This window comes from Streptomyces sp. NPDC015220, from assembly GCF_043079345.1.
Lineage (GTDB): Bacteria > Actinomycetota > Actinomycetes > Streptomycetales > Streptomycetaceae > Streptomyces.
The window spans coordinates 10,967-29,007 of the sequence record NZ_JBIBUK010000034.1; the positions used below are offsets into that span (position 1 = coordinate 10,967).

The window sequence follows — 18,041 nt, forward strand, 5'->3', positions numbered from 1 at the left end:
CCGCAACCCGGACCTCAAAGGAGCGAAGTGGCTAAGGTCCGGGTATACGAACTCGCCAAGGAGTTCGGTGTGGAGAGCAAGGTCGTCATGGCCAAGCTCCAGGAACTCGGTGAATTCGTCCGATCGGCGTCCTCGACGATCGAGGCGCCCGTTGTACGCAAACTGACAGACGCCTTCCAGCAGGGCAACGGCGGCGGCAGGTCCGCCAAGCCGGGCCCGAAGAAGGCCGCCCCCAGGCCCGCCGCGCCCACCCCGGCGCAGGCGGCTCGTCCGGCTGCTCCCAAGCCGCCGGCCGCCCCCAGGCCCGCCGCGGCGCAGCAGCCCGCGGCCCCCTCGGCTCCCGCGCCGGCCCCCGGCCCGCGTCCGGTGCCGGGTCCCAAGCCCGCCCCGCGGCCCGCCCCGGCGGCGCCGGCCACGCCGGAGTTCACCGCTCCGCCGTCGGCTCCGGCTCCGTCCCCGGCCGCCGCCCAGGGCCCGCGCCCCGGCGCCCGTCCGGGTGGTCCCAAGCCCGGCGGCGGTCGTCCCGGAGGTCAGGGCCAGGGTCAGGCCCGTCCGGGCCAGGGCGCGCCGCGCCCCGGTGGCCAGGCCCCCCGTCCGGGTGCCCGTCCGGCCGGTCCGCGTCCGGGCAACAACCCCTTCACCTCCGGTGGCTCCACCGGTATGGCACGCCCGCAGTCGCCCCGTCCGCAGGGCCAGCGGCCCGGCGGTCCGGGTGCGGGTGGTCCCGGCGGCGCCGGTCCCCGTCCGCAGGCGCCCGGCGCGCAGGGCGGCGGTCCGCGTCCGCAGGCTCCGGGCGGTCCCCGCCCGACCCCGGGCTCGATGCCCCGTCCGCAGGGCGGTCCGGGCGGTCCGCGTCCCGGCGGCCCGCGTCCGAACCCCGGCATGATGCCGCAGCGTCCCGCTGCCGGCCCGCGTCCCGGCCCCGGCGGCCGCGGTCCGGGCGGTGCGGGTCGTCCCGGCGGCGCCGGCCGTCCGGGCGGCGGTGGCGGCTTCGCCGGCCGTCCCGGTGGCGGCGGCGGCGGTCGTCCGGGTGGCGGCGGCGGTTTCGCCGGTCGTCCCGGTGGCGGCGGTCCCGGTGGCGGCGGCTTCGGCGGCGGCGGTGGCCGTCCCGGCTTCGGCGGTCGTCCCGGCGGTCCCGGTGGCCGCGGTGGCACGCAGGGCGCCTTCGGCCGTCCCGGCGGTCCGGCGCGTCGCGGCCGCAAGTCGAAGCGGCAGCGCCGTCAGGAGTACGAGGCCATGCAGGCCCCGTCGGTCGGCGGCGTGATGCTGCCTCGCGGCAACGGCGAGGCCATTCGCCTGTCGCGCGGTGCGTCGCTCACCGACTTCGCGGAGAAGATCAACGCGAACCCGGCCTCCCTCGTCGCGGTCATGATGAACCTCGGCGAGATGGTCACGGCCACGCAGTCCGTCTCCGACGAGACGCTCCAGCTCCTCGCCGACGAGATGAACTACACCGTTCAGATCGTCAGCCCGGAGGAGGAGGACCGCGAGCTGCTCGAGTCCTTCGACCTGGAGTTCGGCGAGGACGAGGGCGGCGAGGAGGACCTGGTGGTCCGTCCGCCGGTCGTCACCGTCATGGGTCACGTCGACCACGGCAAGACCCGCCTGCTCGACGCCATCCGCAAGACGAACGTCATCGCGGGCGAGGCCGGCGGCATCACCCAGCACATCGGTGCCTACCAGGTCACGACCGAGGTCAACGAAGAGGATCGCCGGATCACCTTCATCGACACCCCGGGTCACGAGGCGTTCACCGCCATGCGTGCCCGTGGTGCCAAGTCGACCGACATCGCGATCCTGGTCGTCGCGGCCAACGACGGCGTCATGCCGCAGACGGTCGAGGCGCTGAACCACGCCAAGGCGGCCGACGTGCCGATCGTGGTCGCGGTCAACAAGATCGACGTCGAGGGCGCGGACCCGACCAAGGTGCGCGGTCAGCTGACCGAGTACGGCCTGGTGGCCGAGGAGTACGGCGGCGACACGATGTTCGTCGACATCTCCGCCAAGCAGGGTCTGCACATCGACTCGCTGCTGGAGGCCGTGATCCTCACGGCCGACGCCTCGCTCGACCTGCGGGCCAACCCGAACCAGGACGCGCAGGGCATCTCGATCGAGTCCCGCCTCGACCGCGGCCGCGGCGCCGTGGCGACGGTCCTCGTCCAGCGCGGCACCCTGCGGGTCGGCGACACGATGGTGGTCGGCGACGCCTACGGCCGCGTCCGGGCGATGCTCGACGACAACGGCAACAACGTCGCCGAGGCCGGTCCGTCGACGCCGGTACAGGTCCTGGGCCTGACCAACGTCCCGGGCGCGGGCGACAACTTCATCGTGGTCGAGGAGGACCGTACGGCCCGCCAGATCGCGGAGAAGCGCGCCGCCCGCGAGCGCAACGCCGCGTTCGCCAAGCGCACGCGCCGCGTGTCGCTGGAGGACCTGGACAAGGTGCTGAAGGCCGGCGAGGTCCAGCAGCTGAACCTGATCATCAAGGGCGACGCGTCCGGATCGGTCGAGGCACTGGAGTCCTCCCTGCTCCAGCTGGACGTCGGCGAAGAGGTCGACATCCGCGTCCTGCACCGCGGCGTCGGTGCGGTCACGGAGTCCGACATCGACCTGGCGATGGGCTCCGACGCCATCGTGATCGGCTTCAACGTGCGCGCGGCCGGCCGTGCGCAGCAGATGGCCGAGCGCGAGGGCGTGGACGTCCGGTACTACTCGGTCATCTACCAGGCGATCGAGGAGATCGAGGCGGCCCTCAAGGGCATGCTCAAGCCGGAGTACGAAGAGGTCGAGCTCGGCACGGCGGAGATCCGCGAGGTCTTCCGCTCGTCCAAGCTGGGCAACATCGCGGGTGTTCTCATCCGCTCCGGCGAGGTCCGGCGCAACACCAAGGCGCGCCTCCTCCGCGACGGCAAGGTCATCGCGGAGAACCTCAACATCGAGGGTCTGCGTCGCTTCAAGGACGACGTCACCGAGATCCGCGAAGGCTTCGAGGGCGGTATCAACCTCGGAAACTTCAACGACATCAAGGTCGACGACGTCATCGCGACGTACGAGATGCGCGAGAAGCCGCGGGCGTAACGGCCCCAGGCGTCTGAGCACCGGCCGACGGGACCGCGTCCCGTCGGCCGGTGCGGCGTGTGCCGCGAGGCGCGCGCCCGGTCCCGCACACCACCTGGGAGGCCGCGTGCCGTACCGGGGCAGGAGTCGGAGCCCACGCTCCCGCACGCCCGCTTGCACGAGCAGGGGTGCGGGGACGGAGCCACCGTCGGGACCGGGGCCGGAACCCGTTCCGCTCCGGGCCGGACGGACGGCCGGGCGGGGGGAAACCCCGTCGAGCCGCCGACGGGTTCGCGGTACCGTTCTTGATGTCCCTGCCCGTACCGAAGGCAGGACCATCGACCCCGTACCGGCGGGCAACCCGGCACACACATGTACGTGGGGACTCTGTCCTTCGACCTGCTCCTCGGCGACGTCCACTCGCTGAAGGAGAAGCGCTCCGTCGTCCGCCCGATCGTCGCCGAGCTCCAGCGCAAGTACGCGGTGAGCGTGGCCGAGGTGGACCACATGAACCTCCACCGGCGAGCCGTCATCGGTCTTGCCGCGGTCTCCGGCGACGCGACGCACCTGACCGACGTACTGGATCGGTGCGAGCGGCTGGTCGCCGGCCACCCCGAGGTGGAGCTGCTGTCCGTACGACGGCGCTTCCACGGCGAGGACGACTAGTCCTCGGCGGACCACACCGCACCACACCAAGACAGAACGTAGAAGAAGAAAGAACGGGAGACGGACCAGTGGCCGACAACGCGCGGGCGAAAAGGCTGGCGGACCTCATCCGGGAGGTGGTGGCCCAGAAGCTGCAGCGCGGGATCAAGGACCCGCGGCTCGGCTCGCACGTCACCATCACGGACACCCGGGTCACGGGTGACCTGCGGGAGGCGACCGTCTTCTACACGGTCTACGGGGACGAGGAGGAGCGGCAGGCCGCCGCCGCCGGCCTGGAGAGCGCCAAGGGCATCCTGCGCTCCGAGGTCGGCCGCGCGGCCGGCGTGAAGTTCACCCCGACCCTCACCTTCGTCGCGGACGCCCTCCCCGACACCGCCCGGACCATCGAGGACCTGCTCGACAAGGCGCGCCAGTCCGACGCCAAGGTGCGCGAGGCGTCCGCGGGCGCCAGCTACGCCGGCGGGGCCGACCCGTACCGGAAGCCGGGGGCCGAGGACGGATCCGACGAGACGGACGACACCACCGAATGACCAGCAAGCCCACCCCGCCCGACGGCCTCGTCATCGTCGACAAGCCGTCGGGCTTCACCTCGCACGACGTCGTGGCCAAGATGCGCGGAATCGCCAGGACCCGCCGCGTCGGCCACGCCGGCACCCTCGACCCCATGGCGACGGGCGTCCTCGTCCTCGGCGTGGAGCGGGCCACCAAGCTCCTCGGCCACCTCGCGCTGACCGAGAAGGAGTACGTCGGCACCGTCCGTCTCGGGCAGAACACCCTCACCGACGACGCCGAGGGGGAGATCACCTCCGCCGCCGACGCCTCCGGGATCACCAGGGAGGCGGTGGACACCGCCGTCGCCAAGCTGACCGGCGACATCATGCAGGTGCCGTCCAAGGTCAGCGCCATCAAGATCAACGGCGTGCGGTCCTACAAGCGGGCCCGGGAGGGCGAGGAGTTCGAGATCCCGGCCCGGCCGGTGACGGTCTCCTCCTTCCGCGTGTACGACGTCCGGGAGGCCGTCGCCGAGGACGGCACCCCCGTGCTCGACCTGGTCGTCTCGGTGGTCTGCTCCTCCGGCACCTACATCCGGGCGCTCGCCCGTGACCTGGGCGCCGACCTCGGCGTCGGCGGCCACCTCACGGCGCTGCGCCGCACCCGGGTCGGACCGTACAAGCTGGACGCCGCCAGGACGCTGGACCAGCTCCAGCAGGAGTTGACCGTCATGCCGGTCGCCGAGGCCGCCTCGGCCGCGTTCCCGCGCTGGGACGTCGACGCCCGACGCGCCCGGCTGCTCACCAACGGTGTACGGCTGGAGATGCCCGACGAGTACGCGGGCGGCGGCCCGGTCGCCGTCTTCGGCCCCGAGAACCGCCTCCTCGCCCTCGTGGAGGAGCACCGGGGCAAGGCCAAGAGCCTGGCCGTCTTCGCCTGACGCGAGTCCGGCCGTCTTCCGCCGACGCGCGGGCCGGACGCCGATGCGGGCGTGCGCCTCCGCACACCCGCGCGCGTCCCGTCCGCATGGGCCCCGCCCGTCCGCGTGCGCGGGCGCGTCAGGAGGCGCCGGACTCATACCCGGACGGGTCCGCGCCGCTGCTTGCGTATGCCCGCCCCTGTCCGGCCGTCCGCCTGTCCGGTCGTCCGCTCGTCCGTGGAGCGGCGAACACGGGGTGTCCCACGTTCGCCGCTCCACGGTCCCCCTTCGGTTCCCCCACACCTAGGGTGCGTCTGGCCGCCCCCCCGCTATTCACCCGACCGTGCGGGCGCTCGGAGTGAACCGAGGGAGTGCGAGGGGGCGCGTTCACCGTGCGATCTTTCCCGCTGATCATTCCGTGCCTACCGTCGAAGCCAGGGCACTGTGGCGCGGCGGCACGGCGGGAGGTTCGACCATGGCGGTACGGGAACCGCGGACCAAGGCCGTGCCGCCGGGCCGGACGAGGGGCGGCGGCACAGCGGCGGAATCCCCCGCTCGGAGCGGGCCCGCGGGCCCGGAAAGCGCGGCCGGCGGGACCAACGCGGCCTTCGCGGCGGGGCCGATGGGCCCGGCGGAGCCGGACGGTGCGGCTGCGATGGGCGAGGCCGACGGGGTTCGCGAGACCGACGGGGTTCGCACAACTGGTGCGGCTGGTGCGGCTGGTGCGGCTGGTGCGGTGCGCGGTCGGCGTCCCGGGAGCCGGGCGCCCGGCGGCGCCCGCCCACTCGACGGAGGCCGTGCTTCGGGCACCACCGACGCCCGGGGCGACGGAACCGTTCGACCGGCGTCCCACGGCGGCCCGGAACCGACGACGCCCCGGCCGGAGACCGTGGCGGAGGCCCGGGACCGCGCCCTGGACGGTTCCCTGGTGTGCATCCGCGACCTCGCCGGCCGACCGCGCGGCACCGGCTTCGCGGCCGACCACCACGGCACGGTCCTGACCAGCCACGAGGCCGTCGACGGCCTGGCCCGTCTCGTGCTGCACGCTCCCGGCGCGGGCGGCCGGTCCTGCGTGGTGACCGCCGACGCGGTGACCGCGCTGCCCGAGCTGGACCTGGCTCTGGTACGGACCGAGGGGCTCGGCGTCGAGCCGCTCCCGGTCACCACGCGCGCCGCCGTCGGGACCGGCGCCTACGTCCGGATCGCGGCCGGGGGCTGGCGTGAGGCGCGGGTGCTCGGACCCGCCTCCGTCGCCTACACCGCCATGGAGGGCCGTCATCTCCTGGACGGCGCGCTCGAGTTGGCGATCGGCACGGCCGGCCGCGACGCGCTCAGGAGGGGCGGTGGGACGGCCGGGGGGCCGGTGCTGGACGCGGCGACCGGCACCGTGGTCGCCGTCCTCGGCACGGCACTGCGGTCCGGGGACCGCGAGTCCAGGTTCGCGGTGCCGCTGCGCCCGGCGGCTCTGCGCCACGCCCGGGCGGGGGACAACCGCCTCGCCGACCTGCTCGCCCGCAACGCGGCCACCGTCCCCGCCTACGGCCCCGACCTCAACCTGGCGGGCGTCCTGGAACTCACGGCCACCGCGGTCGCCCAGGACGGGCCGCGGGGCATCCTGCCGGACCGCCCGCACGGCACGGTTCCGCAGCCGTTCTTCCGGCCGGCGGCTCACTCCGCGCCCGCCACCATTCCTGCCCCTGCCCCCGCCCCCGCCCCCGCCCGCGGCGCTCGGACGGATCCTGGCCGACCGGACACCGTCCCGGATCCCGGCCGGCGTCCGGCCCCGGCCCGCCCCGCCGCCACGGACCGACCGGCGCCGCGGGCGGGCGCGACACCACCACCCGCACTCCACCGGGACGCCGCCACTCCGGACGCGGCGCATCCGGCGCGGCCCGTCGACCCAGGCGCCGCACGCCCCTGCCCAGCGCAAGCCCCGGGCCGGCGGGGCGGCACCACGGCCACCGGCGACCCGGGAGCCCCGCTGCGGCCGGCCGATGCCGCCGACCTCGGCGGTCCGGGGGCCCCGGGCCGACCGGTCGACGTCGTGGACCTCCCGGTCGGCACAGTGGCCCCCTCGCTCGACGCCGTGGAACCCGACGGGCCGGACAGCCCCGCACCGGGAACCGCGCGGCTGTCGCGGACCGTCGGCGGCGCCCTCGCCCCCGACCCGGCCGGCCCGGACCCGACCGCTTCCGCCGCTCACCCCGGGCGGGCCGCCCTGCCCGTCGAACGGTCCGGGATCGTGGGGGAGTTGGCCGCCTTCGCCGCCGGCCCGGCCGTCGTCCTCGGTCTCGTCGGCGCACCGGGCAGCGGCCGTACGACCGAACTCGTGGCCCTCGCCGGCCGCCGGGCCCGGGGCGACACCCCCACGCCCACGTTGTGGCTGCGCGGGGCCGACCTCGACGGCGCCGACACCTCCGTGGCGGACGCCGCGTGCCGCGCGCTGGACCGGGCGGCCAGGATCGTCGCGGCCGCCCGGGAGCCCCTGCACACCGAGTCCACCGACCTCACCCCGGAGCGCGTCGCCCGACTCGCCCATGCCCACGGCCGGCCGCTGCTGCTCCTCCTGGACGGGCCCGAGGAGATGCCCTCCGCCCTCGCCCACCGGCTCGCCGAGTGGACGCGGGAAACCGCCCAGTGGCTGCGGTCGGCGGGCGCGCGACTGGTCGTGGCGTGCCGGGAGGAGTACTGGGAGCACGCGGGAGCGCTGGTCCCGCCCGGCCTGCTGCACGCCCCGGACCCCTCCGCCGGCTCGCACGGGACACCGGGCGCCCCCGCCACTCCTGGCAGTCCGCGAACAGTGGGCGCTCACGCCCCTTCCGAGGCGCCGGCCACAGAGGACACACAGGCCACACAGACCCCACCGGGTGCCGACGTACGCCGCACCGACCGTTCCCACGACCGGCCTGCCCCCGGCCCCGACGTCCCGGCCGGGCTGCGCCTCGGCGACCTCACCGCCGACGAGGCCCGTGAGGCCCGCTCCCGCTACGGCATCCCGGACGGAGCGCTGGTCGAGGCCGACGCCCGCCACCCGCTCACCCTGCGCCTCCTCTCCGAGGTGCGCGCGGCCCTCCCCGACCTCCCCGGCCACCCCCCTGTCGACCGCGCCGACGTCCTCGCGGCCCACCTGGACCTGATGTGCCTGCGCATCGCGGTCCGCCTCGCCGCCGAGAACGACCTGCGCGGATCCGCCGTACGGCGACTCGCGGCGAAGGTGTCCGGACAGGTGCACGAGGCGGCCCGGCGCAGCCTCGGCCCCGGACACGGCGAGCTGGACCGGGGGACCTTCGAGGACGTGTTCCCGTGGGGGCCCGCCCCCGCACGCCTCGGCGGCGGCACCGGCTGGGCGTCGGCCGTCCTCACCGAGGGCCTCCTGGTCCCGGCCGGCGACGGCTACCGCTTCGCCCACGAGGAAGTCGCCGACTGGCTCCAGGGCACCCACCTCGACCTGGACGAGGCACTCCGCGTCCTGGTCCACCGGCGGCACATCCCCGGCGAGCAGCACCCTCCGCCGCCCGTCTCGCACCACCGCATCGGCCCCGTGGTGCAGGCGCTGATGCTCCTGGCCCGCCAGCACGGGACCCGCAGGCTCGCCGTCCGGCTGGAGGAGCTGGTGTGCGCGCTGGACACCGACCCGCACTCCTGGTGGGCCTCCCGGCTGCTCGCCGGCGTACTGCTGCGGGTACCGGACGCCGCGCCGTACGCCGGTGTGCTGCGGCTGCTCGCCGAGTGGATCGTCGCCCGGCAGCAGTGCGACCTGCCCGTGCCGGGCGGCTTCGGACCGGGCTTCTGGACCGCCCTGCACCTGTCGCACGCCGACCGCTGCGACCTGCTCCGCCGCCTCCTGCTCGCCGACCGGGCCCCGCAGGACCACGGAGAGCCGGACCCCGAGCGACCAGGACACGGACGACCGGGGCGCGGACGGCCGGGGCACGGGCCGGCGGGCTCCGCAGCGTCGGCGCCCGGCCGACCGGGCGCCGGGGGTCCGGACGGGACCCGACCGGACGGCTCCCCGCCCCACGCGTCCCGGACCGCCCAGCCGCCCCGCTATCTCGACGCCGTCGCACGGCTCCTCGCCGCCGACCCGGTCGCCGTCCAACCGCACCTCACCCGCTGGTTCGACGACGAGCGGCCGTTGCCCGCCGCCCCGCACGCCACCGTGGCCACCGCCGCACAGGCGCTGCTCCACACCCACCGGCACCGCGCCCCCGACGACCTCGTCGAAACGCTGGTCGCGTGCCCGCACGAGCGGGCCGACGAACTGCTCGCCGCGCTCGCCGAGGAGGAACCGGCCACCCTGTGCCGGGCCGTCGGCCGGTGGGCGCACGACGACCGCTCCGACCGGCGGGCCGCGGCGGTCACGCACGGCCTGCGCACCGCCCCCCACGTGCGCACCGAGACCGACCGCGAACTGCTGCGCGACGCCGCGTTCACCCTGCTCGCCCGGCCCGCCGACGCCGCCCTGCACGGCGGTGCGCTCGCCCTCCTGGTACAGGACCCGCACACCCGCGCCCGTCATCTGCCGCAGGCGTTGCGGCACTTCGCGGCGGGTGACCCCAACCTGCCGCCGGACGTGCTGGCCGGAGCCCTGACCACCCATCCCGATGCGGTCCTCGCCTCGTTCGGCGGGCGGATGCGGCGCGGCCCCGGGACCGCCGAGGCGCTGCGCGCCCTCGCCGACGTGATCACGCCCGCGCTCGCCCCCCGCCTCGCCGCACTGGCCCGCGAAGCGGTGGAACGGCGGCCGGACCTCGCCGGCTCGGTGGCGGCCTACGTGGACCGGCGGCTGCGGGCCGGGCCGGCCGCACACGCGGTGATGTCCCCACTGGTCACCGGCCTACTGGAGGGTGGAGCGGCTCAGCTGCGGGCCGCGCTGGGCGGTGTACTGGCGGCCTCCGGCGCGCCCGCCTGCCGCGCGCTGCGCCGGGAACTCCTCGGCTTCCTGCTGGACCACGAGGAACACCCGGCCGTCCTGGAGGCGGTGCTGTACGCGGCCGTCCCCAGCCCCGAGGGGGACCTTTGCGACCTCGTCCACCGCGTCGGCCTCCTCCTCGTCCGCACTCCGGAGGGCGCGGCCGTGTTCGACCGCGCCCTGCTGGAGCTGGGCCGACACGTCCCCGGCTTCGCCGTCCACCTGGCCGGCTGGCTGTCCGGGGCGCCGCAGGACTGGGCCGCGCTGGTGGGGCCCAGCGCCCGCCGGACGATCGGGGACCTCGCGGGGGCCCCCGCCCCCGCCTGACGGCAGGACCTCGCCCCTTCTCGTGCCGTGCCACCCTGCGCCGTCGCGCCCGAGACGCCCTGCCGGACGACGGGCGTCCGGCGCCGGACGCGGACGCGGCGCCGCCGCACGCCGGGGCGGCACCCAGCGTGCGGTGCCGTGGTGTCCGGCGCGGTGGCGTCCGGCCTGCGGGGGACGTGCGGTGTGGTGACGTCGGGCGCGCGGGGGACGTGCGCCCCGTCACAGCTCCCATGCCGATGCGGGCGGGCGACGTGGGGCATGGCACCCTTAGACCTGCGGACAAGACGCATGGCAACCAAGGCAACACGGACACGGGTTCGACGAGGAGCGGTCACAGTGCAGCGCTGGCGTGGCTTGGAGGACATCCCCCAGGACTGGGGGCGCAGCGTCGTCACCATCGGCTCCTACGACGGAGTCCACCGCGGCCACCAGCTCATCATCGAGCACGCCGTGAACCGCGCCCGCGAGCTCGGTGTCCCCGCGGTGGTCGTCACCTTCGACCCGCACCCCAGTGAGGTCGTCCGCCCCGGCAGCCACCCGCCGCTGCTGGCCCCGCACCACCGTCGTGCGGAGCTGATGGCGGACCTGGGTGTGGACGCGGTCCTCGTCCTGCCCTTCACCACCGAGTTCTCGCAACTGTCCCCGGCCGACTTCGTCGTCAAGGTGCTGGTCGACCGGCTGCACGCCAGGGCGGTCGTCGAGGGACCGAACTTCCGCTTCGGCCACAAGGCCGCCGGAAACGTGGACTTCCTCACCGAGCAGGGCAAGCTGCACGACTTCGAGGTCGAGGTCGTCGACCTGTACGTCACCGGTGCGGCGGGCGGCGGCGAGCCCTTCTCCTCCACCCTGACCCGGCGGCTGGTCGCCGAGGGCGACGTCGGGGGCGCCCGCGAGATCCTGGGCCGCCCGCACCGCGTGGAGGGCGTGGTGGTCCGGGGCGCGCAGCGCGGCCGCGAGCTGGGCTTCCCCACGGCCAACGTCGAGACCCTCCCGCACACCGCGATCCCCGCCGACGGCGTCTACGCCGGCTATCTGCACGCCCAGGGCGAAGTGATGCCGGCCGCGGTCTCCGTCGGCACCAACCCGCAGTTCGACGGCACCGAGCGCACGGTCGAGGCGTATGCCATCGACCGCGTCGGCCTCGACCTGTACGGCCTGCACGTCGCCGTCGACTTCCTGGCCTTCGTGCGCGGCCAGGCCAAGTTCGACTCGCTCGAAGCGCTGCTCGAAACGATGGCGGAGGACGTCAAGAAGTGCCGCGAGATCATCGCGGCGGACGAGCAGCAGCCCCGGACGAACTGACCGACGGGACCGGCCGTACCGGTGGGACCGGCCGCGGCCGGCCCCACCGGTACGGCCGCCACGTCCGTCCACCGGTCACCGCGCCGGACGGGTCGCTGATCACCGCGTCCGGCCGTCCTCCGGCCGTCGCCGGTCGCCCCGTCACCGCGGCGGCGTGACCGCCTCCGCCCGTGCCCGTGCCCAGTGGCACGCCACCTGGGCCTCGCCGCTCCCTGCCAGGACCTCCAGGTCCTGGTTCCGGCAGGCCTCGGCGACGCCGGCGCGTTCGGCCTCGCCGCCCGCCAGGACCTGGCAGCGAGCGTGGAACCGGCAGCCGCCGGGGATCCGCGAGGGGTCGGGCGGCTCCCCGGTGAGGACCACCGGAGTGCCCGGGGCCTCGGGCAGCACGGACAGCAGCGCCTGGGTGTACGGGTGCCGGGGCGCCGTCAGCACCTGCTCGACCGCACCCGTCTCCACGATCCGGCCGAGGTACATCACCGCGACCCGGTCGGCGATGTTCCACGCCAGCCCCAGGTCATGGGTGACCACCAGCGCGGACAGGCCGAGTTCGGTGCGCAGCCGCAGCAGCAGCGCGAGGATCTCGCCGCGCACCGAGGCGTCGAGGGAGGCCACCGGCTCGTCGGCGACGACGAGTTCGGGCTCCAGGACCAGCGCGCCCGCGATGACCACCCGCTGGCGCTGACCGCCGGACAACTCGTGCGGGTAGCGCAGGAAGAAGCGCTCGGGCGGCCGCAGCCCGGCCCGGGCCAGCGCCTCGGCGACCGCTGTCCGTTCGTCGCCGCCGTACCCGTGGATGCGCAGCCCCTCGGCCACGGCGTCGTACACCGTGTGGCGCGGGTTGAGCGAACCGCTCGGGTCCTGCAGCACCAGCTGGACCCGTTTGCGGTACGCCTTCAGCGCGCGGGAGGAGTAGTCGAGCGGGGAGCCGTCGAAGGTGACGCGGCCCGCGGTCGGCGGGACCAGGCCGAGCAGGGAGCGGGCCAGCGTCGTCTTGCCGCAGCCCGACTCGCCGACCAGCGCCACGATCTCGCCCGGGCGGATGTCGAGGTCCACTCCGTCCACGGCCCGGGCCCGCGGCGCGCCGCCGCGTCCGGGAAACGCGATGCGCAGGCCCTCGACGCTCAGCAGCGGTGGCGTGCTCGTCATGCGGTACGGCTCCTCACTTCCGCTTCCTCCGCCCCCGGGCCGTGCCCGGTCGCGCCGTCCTCGGGGACGTCGTCCGCGGGGACGGCGTCCGCGGGGACGGCGTCCGCGGCCGGCCCGTCTCCGCGGACCGGAGACCCGGCCTGGGCCCCGCCCTCCGTCCTCGGCCCCGTCCCGGCCGCCTCCGGGCGCCCGGGCTCCCCGTCGCCCCCCGGCCCCTCGTCCCCGAGCGCGCCGGACCGCCTGCCCGGCCCGGCGTCGGACCCCACGTGCACACACGCCGCCCAGCGGCCCGCCTCCGCCGCCCGCAGCACCTGGTCCTGTGCGGCGCACAGGTCCAGCGCGACCGGGCAGCGCGGATGGAACGCGCATCCGGACGGGACCGCGGCCGGGTCCGGTGGATCGCCGGGCAGTCCGCGCGGGGCGAACCGCGACGACGGGTCGCCGATGCGCGGGAACGCGCCCGACAGGGCCCTGCCGTAGGGGTGCCGGGCGTCCTCGTAGACCTGCCGGGCCGGGCCCTCCTCCACCACCCGGCCCGCGTACATCACCGCGAGCCGGTCGCAGGTGTCGGCGAGCACGGCGAGATCATGACTGATCATGACGAGACCCACGTCCTGCTCGCTGACCAACTCCTCGATCAGCCGCAGGATCTGGGCCTGGATCATCACGTCGAGTGCGGTGGTGGGCTCGTCGGCGACGATCAGACGTGGATCGCAGGCGAGCGCCATCGCGATCATCACCCGCTGGCGCTGGCCGCCGGAGAGCTCGTGCGGGTACGCGCTCGCCCGTGCCGCCGGCAGGCCCACCTGCTCCAGCAGTTCCCCGGCCCGCTTCTTCGCGGCCGCCGAAGTGGCCCGCCGGTGCAGCAGGATCGGCTCGGCGATCTGGTCGCCCACCCGGTGCACGGCGTTGAGGGAGTGCATCGCGCCCTGGAAGACGATGGACGCCCCGGCCCAGCGCACCGCCCGCACCCGGCCCCACTTCATCGTCAGCACGTCCTCCCCGTCGAGGAGGAGCTGGCCCCCGATCCGGGTACCGGCCGGCAGCAGCCGCAGCAGCGCCAGGGCCAGTGTCGACTTGCCACACCCGGACTCCCCGGCGATGCCGAGCTTCTCGCCCGCGGCCAGCGTCAGGTCGACTCCCCGCACGGCGGCCGCGCCGCCCGGATAGGTCACCTCGAGGTCGCGTACGTCCAGCAGACTCAACGGGACACCCCCAGCCTGGGGTTGAGAACGGACTCGACGGCTCGCCCGCACAGCGTGAACGCCAGCGCGACGACCGCGATCGCGATGCCCGGCGGCACCAGGTACCACCAGTCGCCGGAGCTCACCGCTCCGGCCTCCCGCGCGTCCTGGAGCAGGCCGCCCCACGAGACGACCGTCGGGTCCCCGAGCCCGAGGAAGGCGAGCGTCGCCTCGGCCAGGATCGCGGAGGAGATGATCAGGGTCGTCTGGGCGAGGATCAGCGGCATCACGTTGGGCAGCACGTGCCGGGACATGATGTGCCAGTGACCGCCGCCGAGCGCCTTCGAGCGTTCGATGTACGGCCGTGACTCCACCGCCAGCGTCTGCGCCCGCACCAGCCGTGCGGTGGTCGGCCAGGTGGTCACGCCGATGGCCAGGACGACCGTGCCGAGCGAACGGGACAGCACGGTCGCCAGCGCGATGGCGAGCACCAGCGTCGGCATCACCAGGAACCAGTCCGTGACCCGCATCATCACCGTGGCGTACCAGCCGCGGAAGTGTCCCGCGGTGATCCCGATGAGTGCGCCGATCGCCACCGACAGCACGGCGGCGAGCAGCCCCACGAGCAGCGAGACGCGCGATCCCCAGATCACCAGTCCCAGCAGGTCGCGACCGAACTGGTCGGTGCCCAGCGGGAAGTGACCGCTCGGGCTCTCCAGCGGCCGTCCGGGCGCGTCCGTCACGCTCGACACGTCCGATCCGACGGTCAGCGGCGCGGTCAGCGCGACCAGCGCGCACACGACGAGTCCGGCCAGCCCGAGCAGGCCCGCGCGGTGCCGGCGGTACTCCTTCCAGAAGCGGGCGGCGGACGCCCGGCGACGCCGCCACGCGAGAGCACGCGGGCCGGGTGGTTTCGCGCTCTGGGCGGTCTCGGCGGTCGTCATCGGCCCACCCTCGGATCGAGCAGCGGATACAGGAGGTCGGCGAGGGTGTTCATCACGATCACCGCCGCGGCGAAGACGAAGAACAGCCCCTGCACCAGCGGCAGGTCGGGCACGCTCAGCGCCTGGTAGAACAGTCCGCCGAGCCCGGGCCAGGAGAAGACCGTCTCGACGAGGATGACACCCGCGACGGTCCGGCCGAGGTTGACGAAGATCAGCGTCACGGTCGGCAGCAGCGCGTTCGGCACCGCGTGGCGGCGCCGGACCAGGTCGTCCCGGAGCCCCTTGGCCCGCGCGGTCGTCAGATAGTCGCCGCCCATCTCGTCCAGCAGCGCGGACCGCGTCACCAGGAGCGTCTGCCCGTACTCCACCGCGACCAGCGTCACCACCGGCAGCACGAGATGATGGGCGACGTCGAGGACGTGGGCGAAGCCCTCCTCGCCGCCGGACTCCATGCCTCCGGTCGGGAACAGCCCCGGCACCGGGCCCGCGCCGACCGACAGCACGATGATCAGCAGCAGCCCCAGCCAGAAGGACGGGATCGAGTAGAGGGTCAGCGCGAGACCGGTGTGGAAGCGGTCGGCGAACCGGCCGTGCCGCCACGCGGAGCGGGTGCCGAGCAGCACCCCCAGGGCCGTGTAGAGGACGAACGCCGTGCCGGTGAGCAGCAGGGTGTTCGGCAGCGCCTCCGTGATCTTGTCGAGGACGGGGCCGTGGAACTGGTAGGAGGTCCCCAGGTCCCCGGTCAGCGCCTTGCCGCAATAGTCCGTGAACTGCCGCCACAGCGGCAGGTCGAGTCCGAACTCACGCCGGTAGGCGGCGATCTGCTGGGCCGAGACCGGGCGCCCGCCGGTCATGAACTTCACCGGATCGCCCGGGATCAGCCGGAAGAGGAAGAAACTGGTGACGAGGACGGCGAGCAGCGAGACGGCCGCGCCGACCAGTTTGCCGGCCACGTACCGCGGATACGCGGTGCCGGCCCGGGCCCGTCGGCGGGCCGCCGGCCCGGATCCCTCCGGGCCGGCGCCGGCCGCGCCCTCGACCAGCGCGGGTGTCGCTTCGGCGGTCATCGGCGCACGCCCCTACTCACGGTCTTCCGCGGTGGCCCGGCGACGCACCGCGAAGAGAACGGCGAGGCCGGCCAGGACCACGACACCCGCGGCGATCCCGATGACGACGCCGGTGGACGAGGAATCGCCGGAGGAGTCACCCGAGCCCGCCGGCACGGCGGACCACCAGCTCCAGTAGCCGTCCTGGCCGTAGATGTTGCCGGCCGCGGCCGGCATGGTGGTGATCGACTTGATCTGGTCCGTGCGGTAGGCCTCGACCGCGTTCGGATACGCCATGACGTTCATGTACCCCAGGTCGTACAGCCGCGACTCCATCCGCTTGACGAGGTCCGCCCGCTTGGCAGGGTCGTACTCGGCGAGCTGCTGGGCGTAGAGCTGGTCGTACGTCCTGTCGCAGATGAAGTTGTCGGTCGCGCCGGTGTCCTTGGGGGTGGTGGGACGTGCGGCGCAGGTGTGGATGGAGAGCACGAAGTCGGGGTCCGGGTTGACGGACCAGCCGTCGAAGGCGAGGTCGTACTTTCCGGCCAGCCACGGATCGGTCACGTTGTCCAGGCAGTCGAGGGTGACCCCGATGCCCAGTGAGCCCCACCACTCCTGGAGGTACTTGCCGACCGCCTTGTCGTTCGGGTCGGTGGCGTGACACAGGACGCGGTAGCTCAGCGGCTTGCCGTCCTTGCCGACGCGCTTGCCGTCCCCGTTCCTCCGGTAGCCGGCCTGATCCAGCAGCGCGGCGGCCTTCGCCGGGTCGTACGCCAGTTCCTGCCCGGCGGAGGGCTTCCAGAAGTACGACGTGAAGCGAGGCGGAACATACCCCTGGCCCTGGACCGCGTGGCCCTGGAAGACCTTGTCGACGATGGTCGCGCGGTCCACCGCCATGAACAGCGCGTGCCGCACCCGCTCGTCGAGCAGGGACGGATCGCCGTCACCGAACTTCGTGCCGTCCTTCGCCTGGGCACCCGGGTTGGTGGCCAGCGCGTAGAAGCGGCGGCCGGGCGCGTCGTTGACGCGGATGTTCTTGTCGCCCTTGAGGGAGGCGGCCTGGGCGGGCGTCAGGGACGGCGAGCCGGCCACGAAGGACACCTCGCCCTTGCGCAGCGCGGCGACGGCGGCGTCCTGGTCCTTGTAGTAACGGAACACCAGTTCGTCGAACTTCGGCGCTCCTCGCCAGAAGTCCTTGTTGGCCTTCAGCCGCACATAGCTGTCCGGCTTGTAGTCGGTGAGGACGAACGGGCCGTCACCGACGATCGGGAAGCTCTTGTCGTTGTTGAACTTCGAGAAGTCCTTGACCTTCTCCCAGACGTGCTTGGGAACGATCGGCACGTCGAGCGCGGTCATGGTGGCCTGCGGCTTCTTCAGCCGGATCACCAGTTTGGTGGGGCTGGGCGCGGTGACCGACGCGAAGTTGCCGACGAAGCTGCCGTTGGCGGTGGCGGCGCCCTGATCGGTCATCATCTTGTTGAACGTCCACGCGGCGTCCTCGGCGGTGACCGGCTGCCCGTCCGACCACTTGGAGTTCTCGCGGATCGTGTACGTCCAGGTCAGCTTGTCCGGCGACGGCTCCCACCTGGTGGCCAGGCCCGGGACGGCGTGGGCGTCCTTGGGGTCGTAGTCGGTCAGGTACTCGTACATCAGCCGGCCCACGCTCGTGCTGAGCAGCCGCACCGCGAGGAACGGGCTGAGCGAGTCGACGCTCTGCGCGACGGCGACGGTGAGCGTCCGGTCGCCCTTCCCGCCCTCCGCCGCGCGGGCGGCCTGCGCGGCCGAGGCGGCGGGGGCCGCGAGTCCCGACGCGAGGAGGAGGGCGGCGGCTCCCGCGGCGGCGAGCAGTCGCGTCCTCCTCGGGCGCGGTCCGGTACGTCCTCTGCCGTGCTGATCTTGTGTGTTCATGGCTCGGTGACCTCGCGTCATCGCACGCGCGGGACGGAGTGCGTCCCGCACGGGGCGGGCTGTGAACAGATGTGAACGAGCTGGAGCGAACTGGAAGAAGCTTGAGCGGGCTTGAACGAGCTTGCAGGAGCTTGATCG

Annotated in this window: 11 protein-coding genes; 6 read left to right on the top strand and 5 right to left on the bottom strand. The window is 74.3% G+C overall.

From position 1 onward, the window contains the following. The first annotated feature begins 27 nt into the window (after window positions 1-27). From infB to ACF061_RS36605, 6 genes are all read left to right on the top strand, one after another. Entirely contained in the window at window positions 28-3,078 is a 3,051-nt protein-coding gene (gene infB, locus ACF061_RS36580) for a translation initiation factor IF-2 (RefSeq protein WP_392271331.1), read from the top strand. 351 nt (window positions 3,079-3,429) lie between these two features. Beyond that, window positions 3,430-3,723: a DUF503 domain-containing protein gene (locus ACF061_RS36585; protein WP_392271332.1), complete on the top strand. Its 294-nt coding sequence runs from the start codon at window positions 3,430-3,432 to the stop codon at window positions 3,721-3,723. Between the two features lie 68 nt (window positions 3,724-3,791). Further along, window positions 3,792-4,253, top strand: a complete 462-nt coding sequence (gene rbfA / locus ACF061_RS36590) for a 30S ribosome-binding factor RbfA (protein ID WP_392271333.1) — start codon at window positions 3,792-3,794, stop codon at window positions 4,251-4,253. Continuing rightward, a complete protein-coding gene (truB, locus tag ACF061_RS36595; protein WP_392271334.1) occupies window positions 4,250-5,155 on the top strand; it encodes a tRNA pseudouridine(55) synthase TruB in 906 nt (301 codons plus the stop codon). Before rbfA ends, truB begins: the two co-directional genes overlap by 4 nt. Window positions 5,156-6,023: 868 nt before the next feature. Next, window positions 6,024-10,373, top strand: coding sequence for a trypsin-like peptidase domain-containing protein (locus ACF061_RS36600; protein WP_392271335.1), 4,350 nt, complete (start codon window positions 6,024-6,026; stop codon window positions 10,371-10,373). Between the two features lie 336 nt (window positions 10,374-10,709). Beyond that, window positions 10,710-11,675: a bifunctional riboflavin kinase/FAD synthetase gene (locus tag ACF061_RS36605; protein WP_392271336.1), complete on the top strand. Its 966-nt coding sequence runs from the start codon at window positions 10,710-10,712 to the stop codon at window positions 11,673-11,675. 141 nt (window positions 11,676-11,816) lie between these two features. Here the strand turns inward: ACF061_RS36605 and ACF061_RS36610 are convergent, their stop codons facing one another. The 5 genes from ACF061_RS36610 to ACF061_RS36630 are packed head-to-tail and all read right to left on the bottom strand — an operon-like array spanning window position 11,817 to window position 17,903. Then, complete coding sequence (locus ACF061_RS36610) at window positions 11,817-12,821, bottom strand: oligopeptide/dipeptide ABC transporter ATP-binding protein (protein WP_392271337.1); 1,005 nt, start codon at window positions 12,819-12,821, stop codon at window positions 11,817-11,819. After that, on the bottom strand, window positions 12,818-14,026 hold the full coding sequence (locus tag ACF061_RS36615; protein ID WP_392271338.1) for an ABC transporter ATP-binding protein: 1,209 nt from the start codon (window positions 14,024-14,026) through the stop codon (window positions 12,818-12,820). Before ACF061_RS36615 ends, ACF061_RS36610 begins: the two co-directional genes overlap by 4 nt. Then, window positions 14,023-14,949, bottom strand: a complete 927-nt coding sequence (locus tag ACF061_RS36620; protein ID WP_392271339.1) for an ABC transporter permease — start codon at window positions 14,947-14,949, stop codon at window positions 14,023-14,025. Before ACF061_RS36620 ends, ACF061_RS36615 begins: the two co-directional genes overlap by 4 nt. Further along, window positions 14,946-16,016, bottom strand: a complete 1,071-nt coding sequence (locus tag ACF061_RS36625; protein ID WP_392271340.1) for an ABC transporter permease — start codon at window positions 16,014-16,016, stop codon at window positions 14,946-14,948. Before ACF061_RS36625 ends, ACF061_RS36620 begins: the two co-directional genes overlap by 4 nt. Before the next feature lie 12 nt (window positions 16,017-16,028). After that, on the bottom strand, window positions 16,029-17,903 hold the full coding sequence (locus ACF061_RS36630) for an ABC transporter substrate-binding protein (RefSeq protein ID WP_392271341.1): 1,875 nt from the start codon (window positions 17,901-17,903) through the stop codon (window positions 16,029-16,031). Window positions 17,904-18,041: the final 138 nt, after the last annotated feature.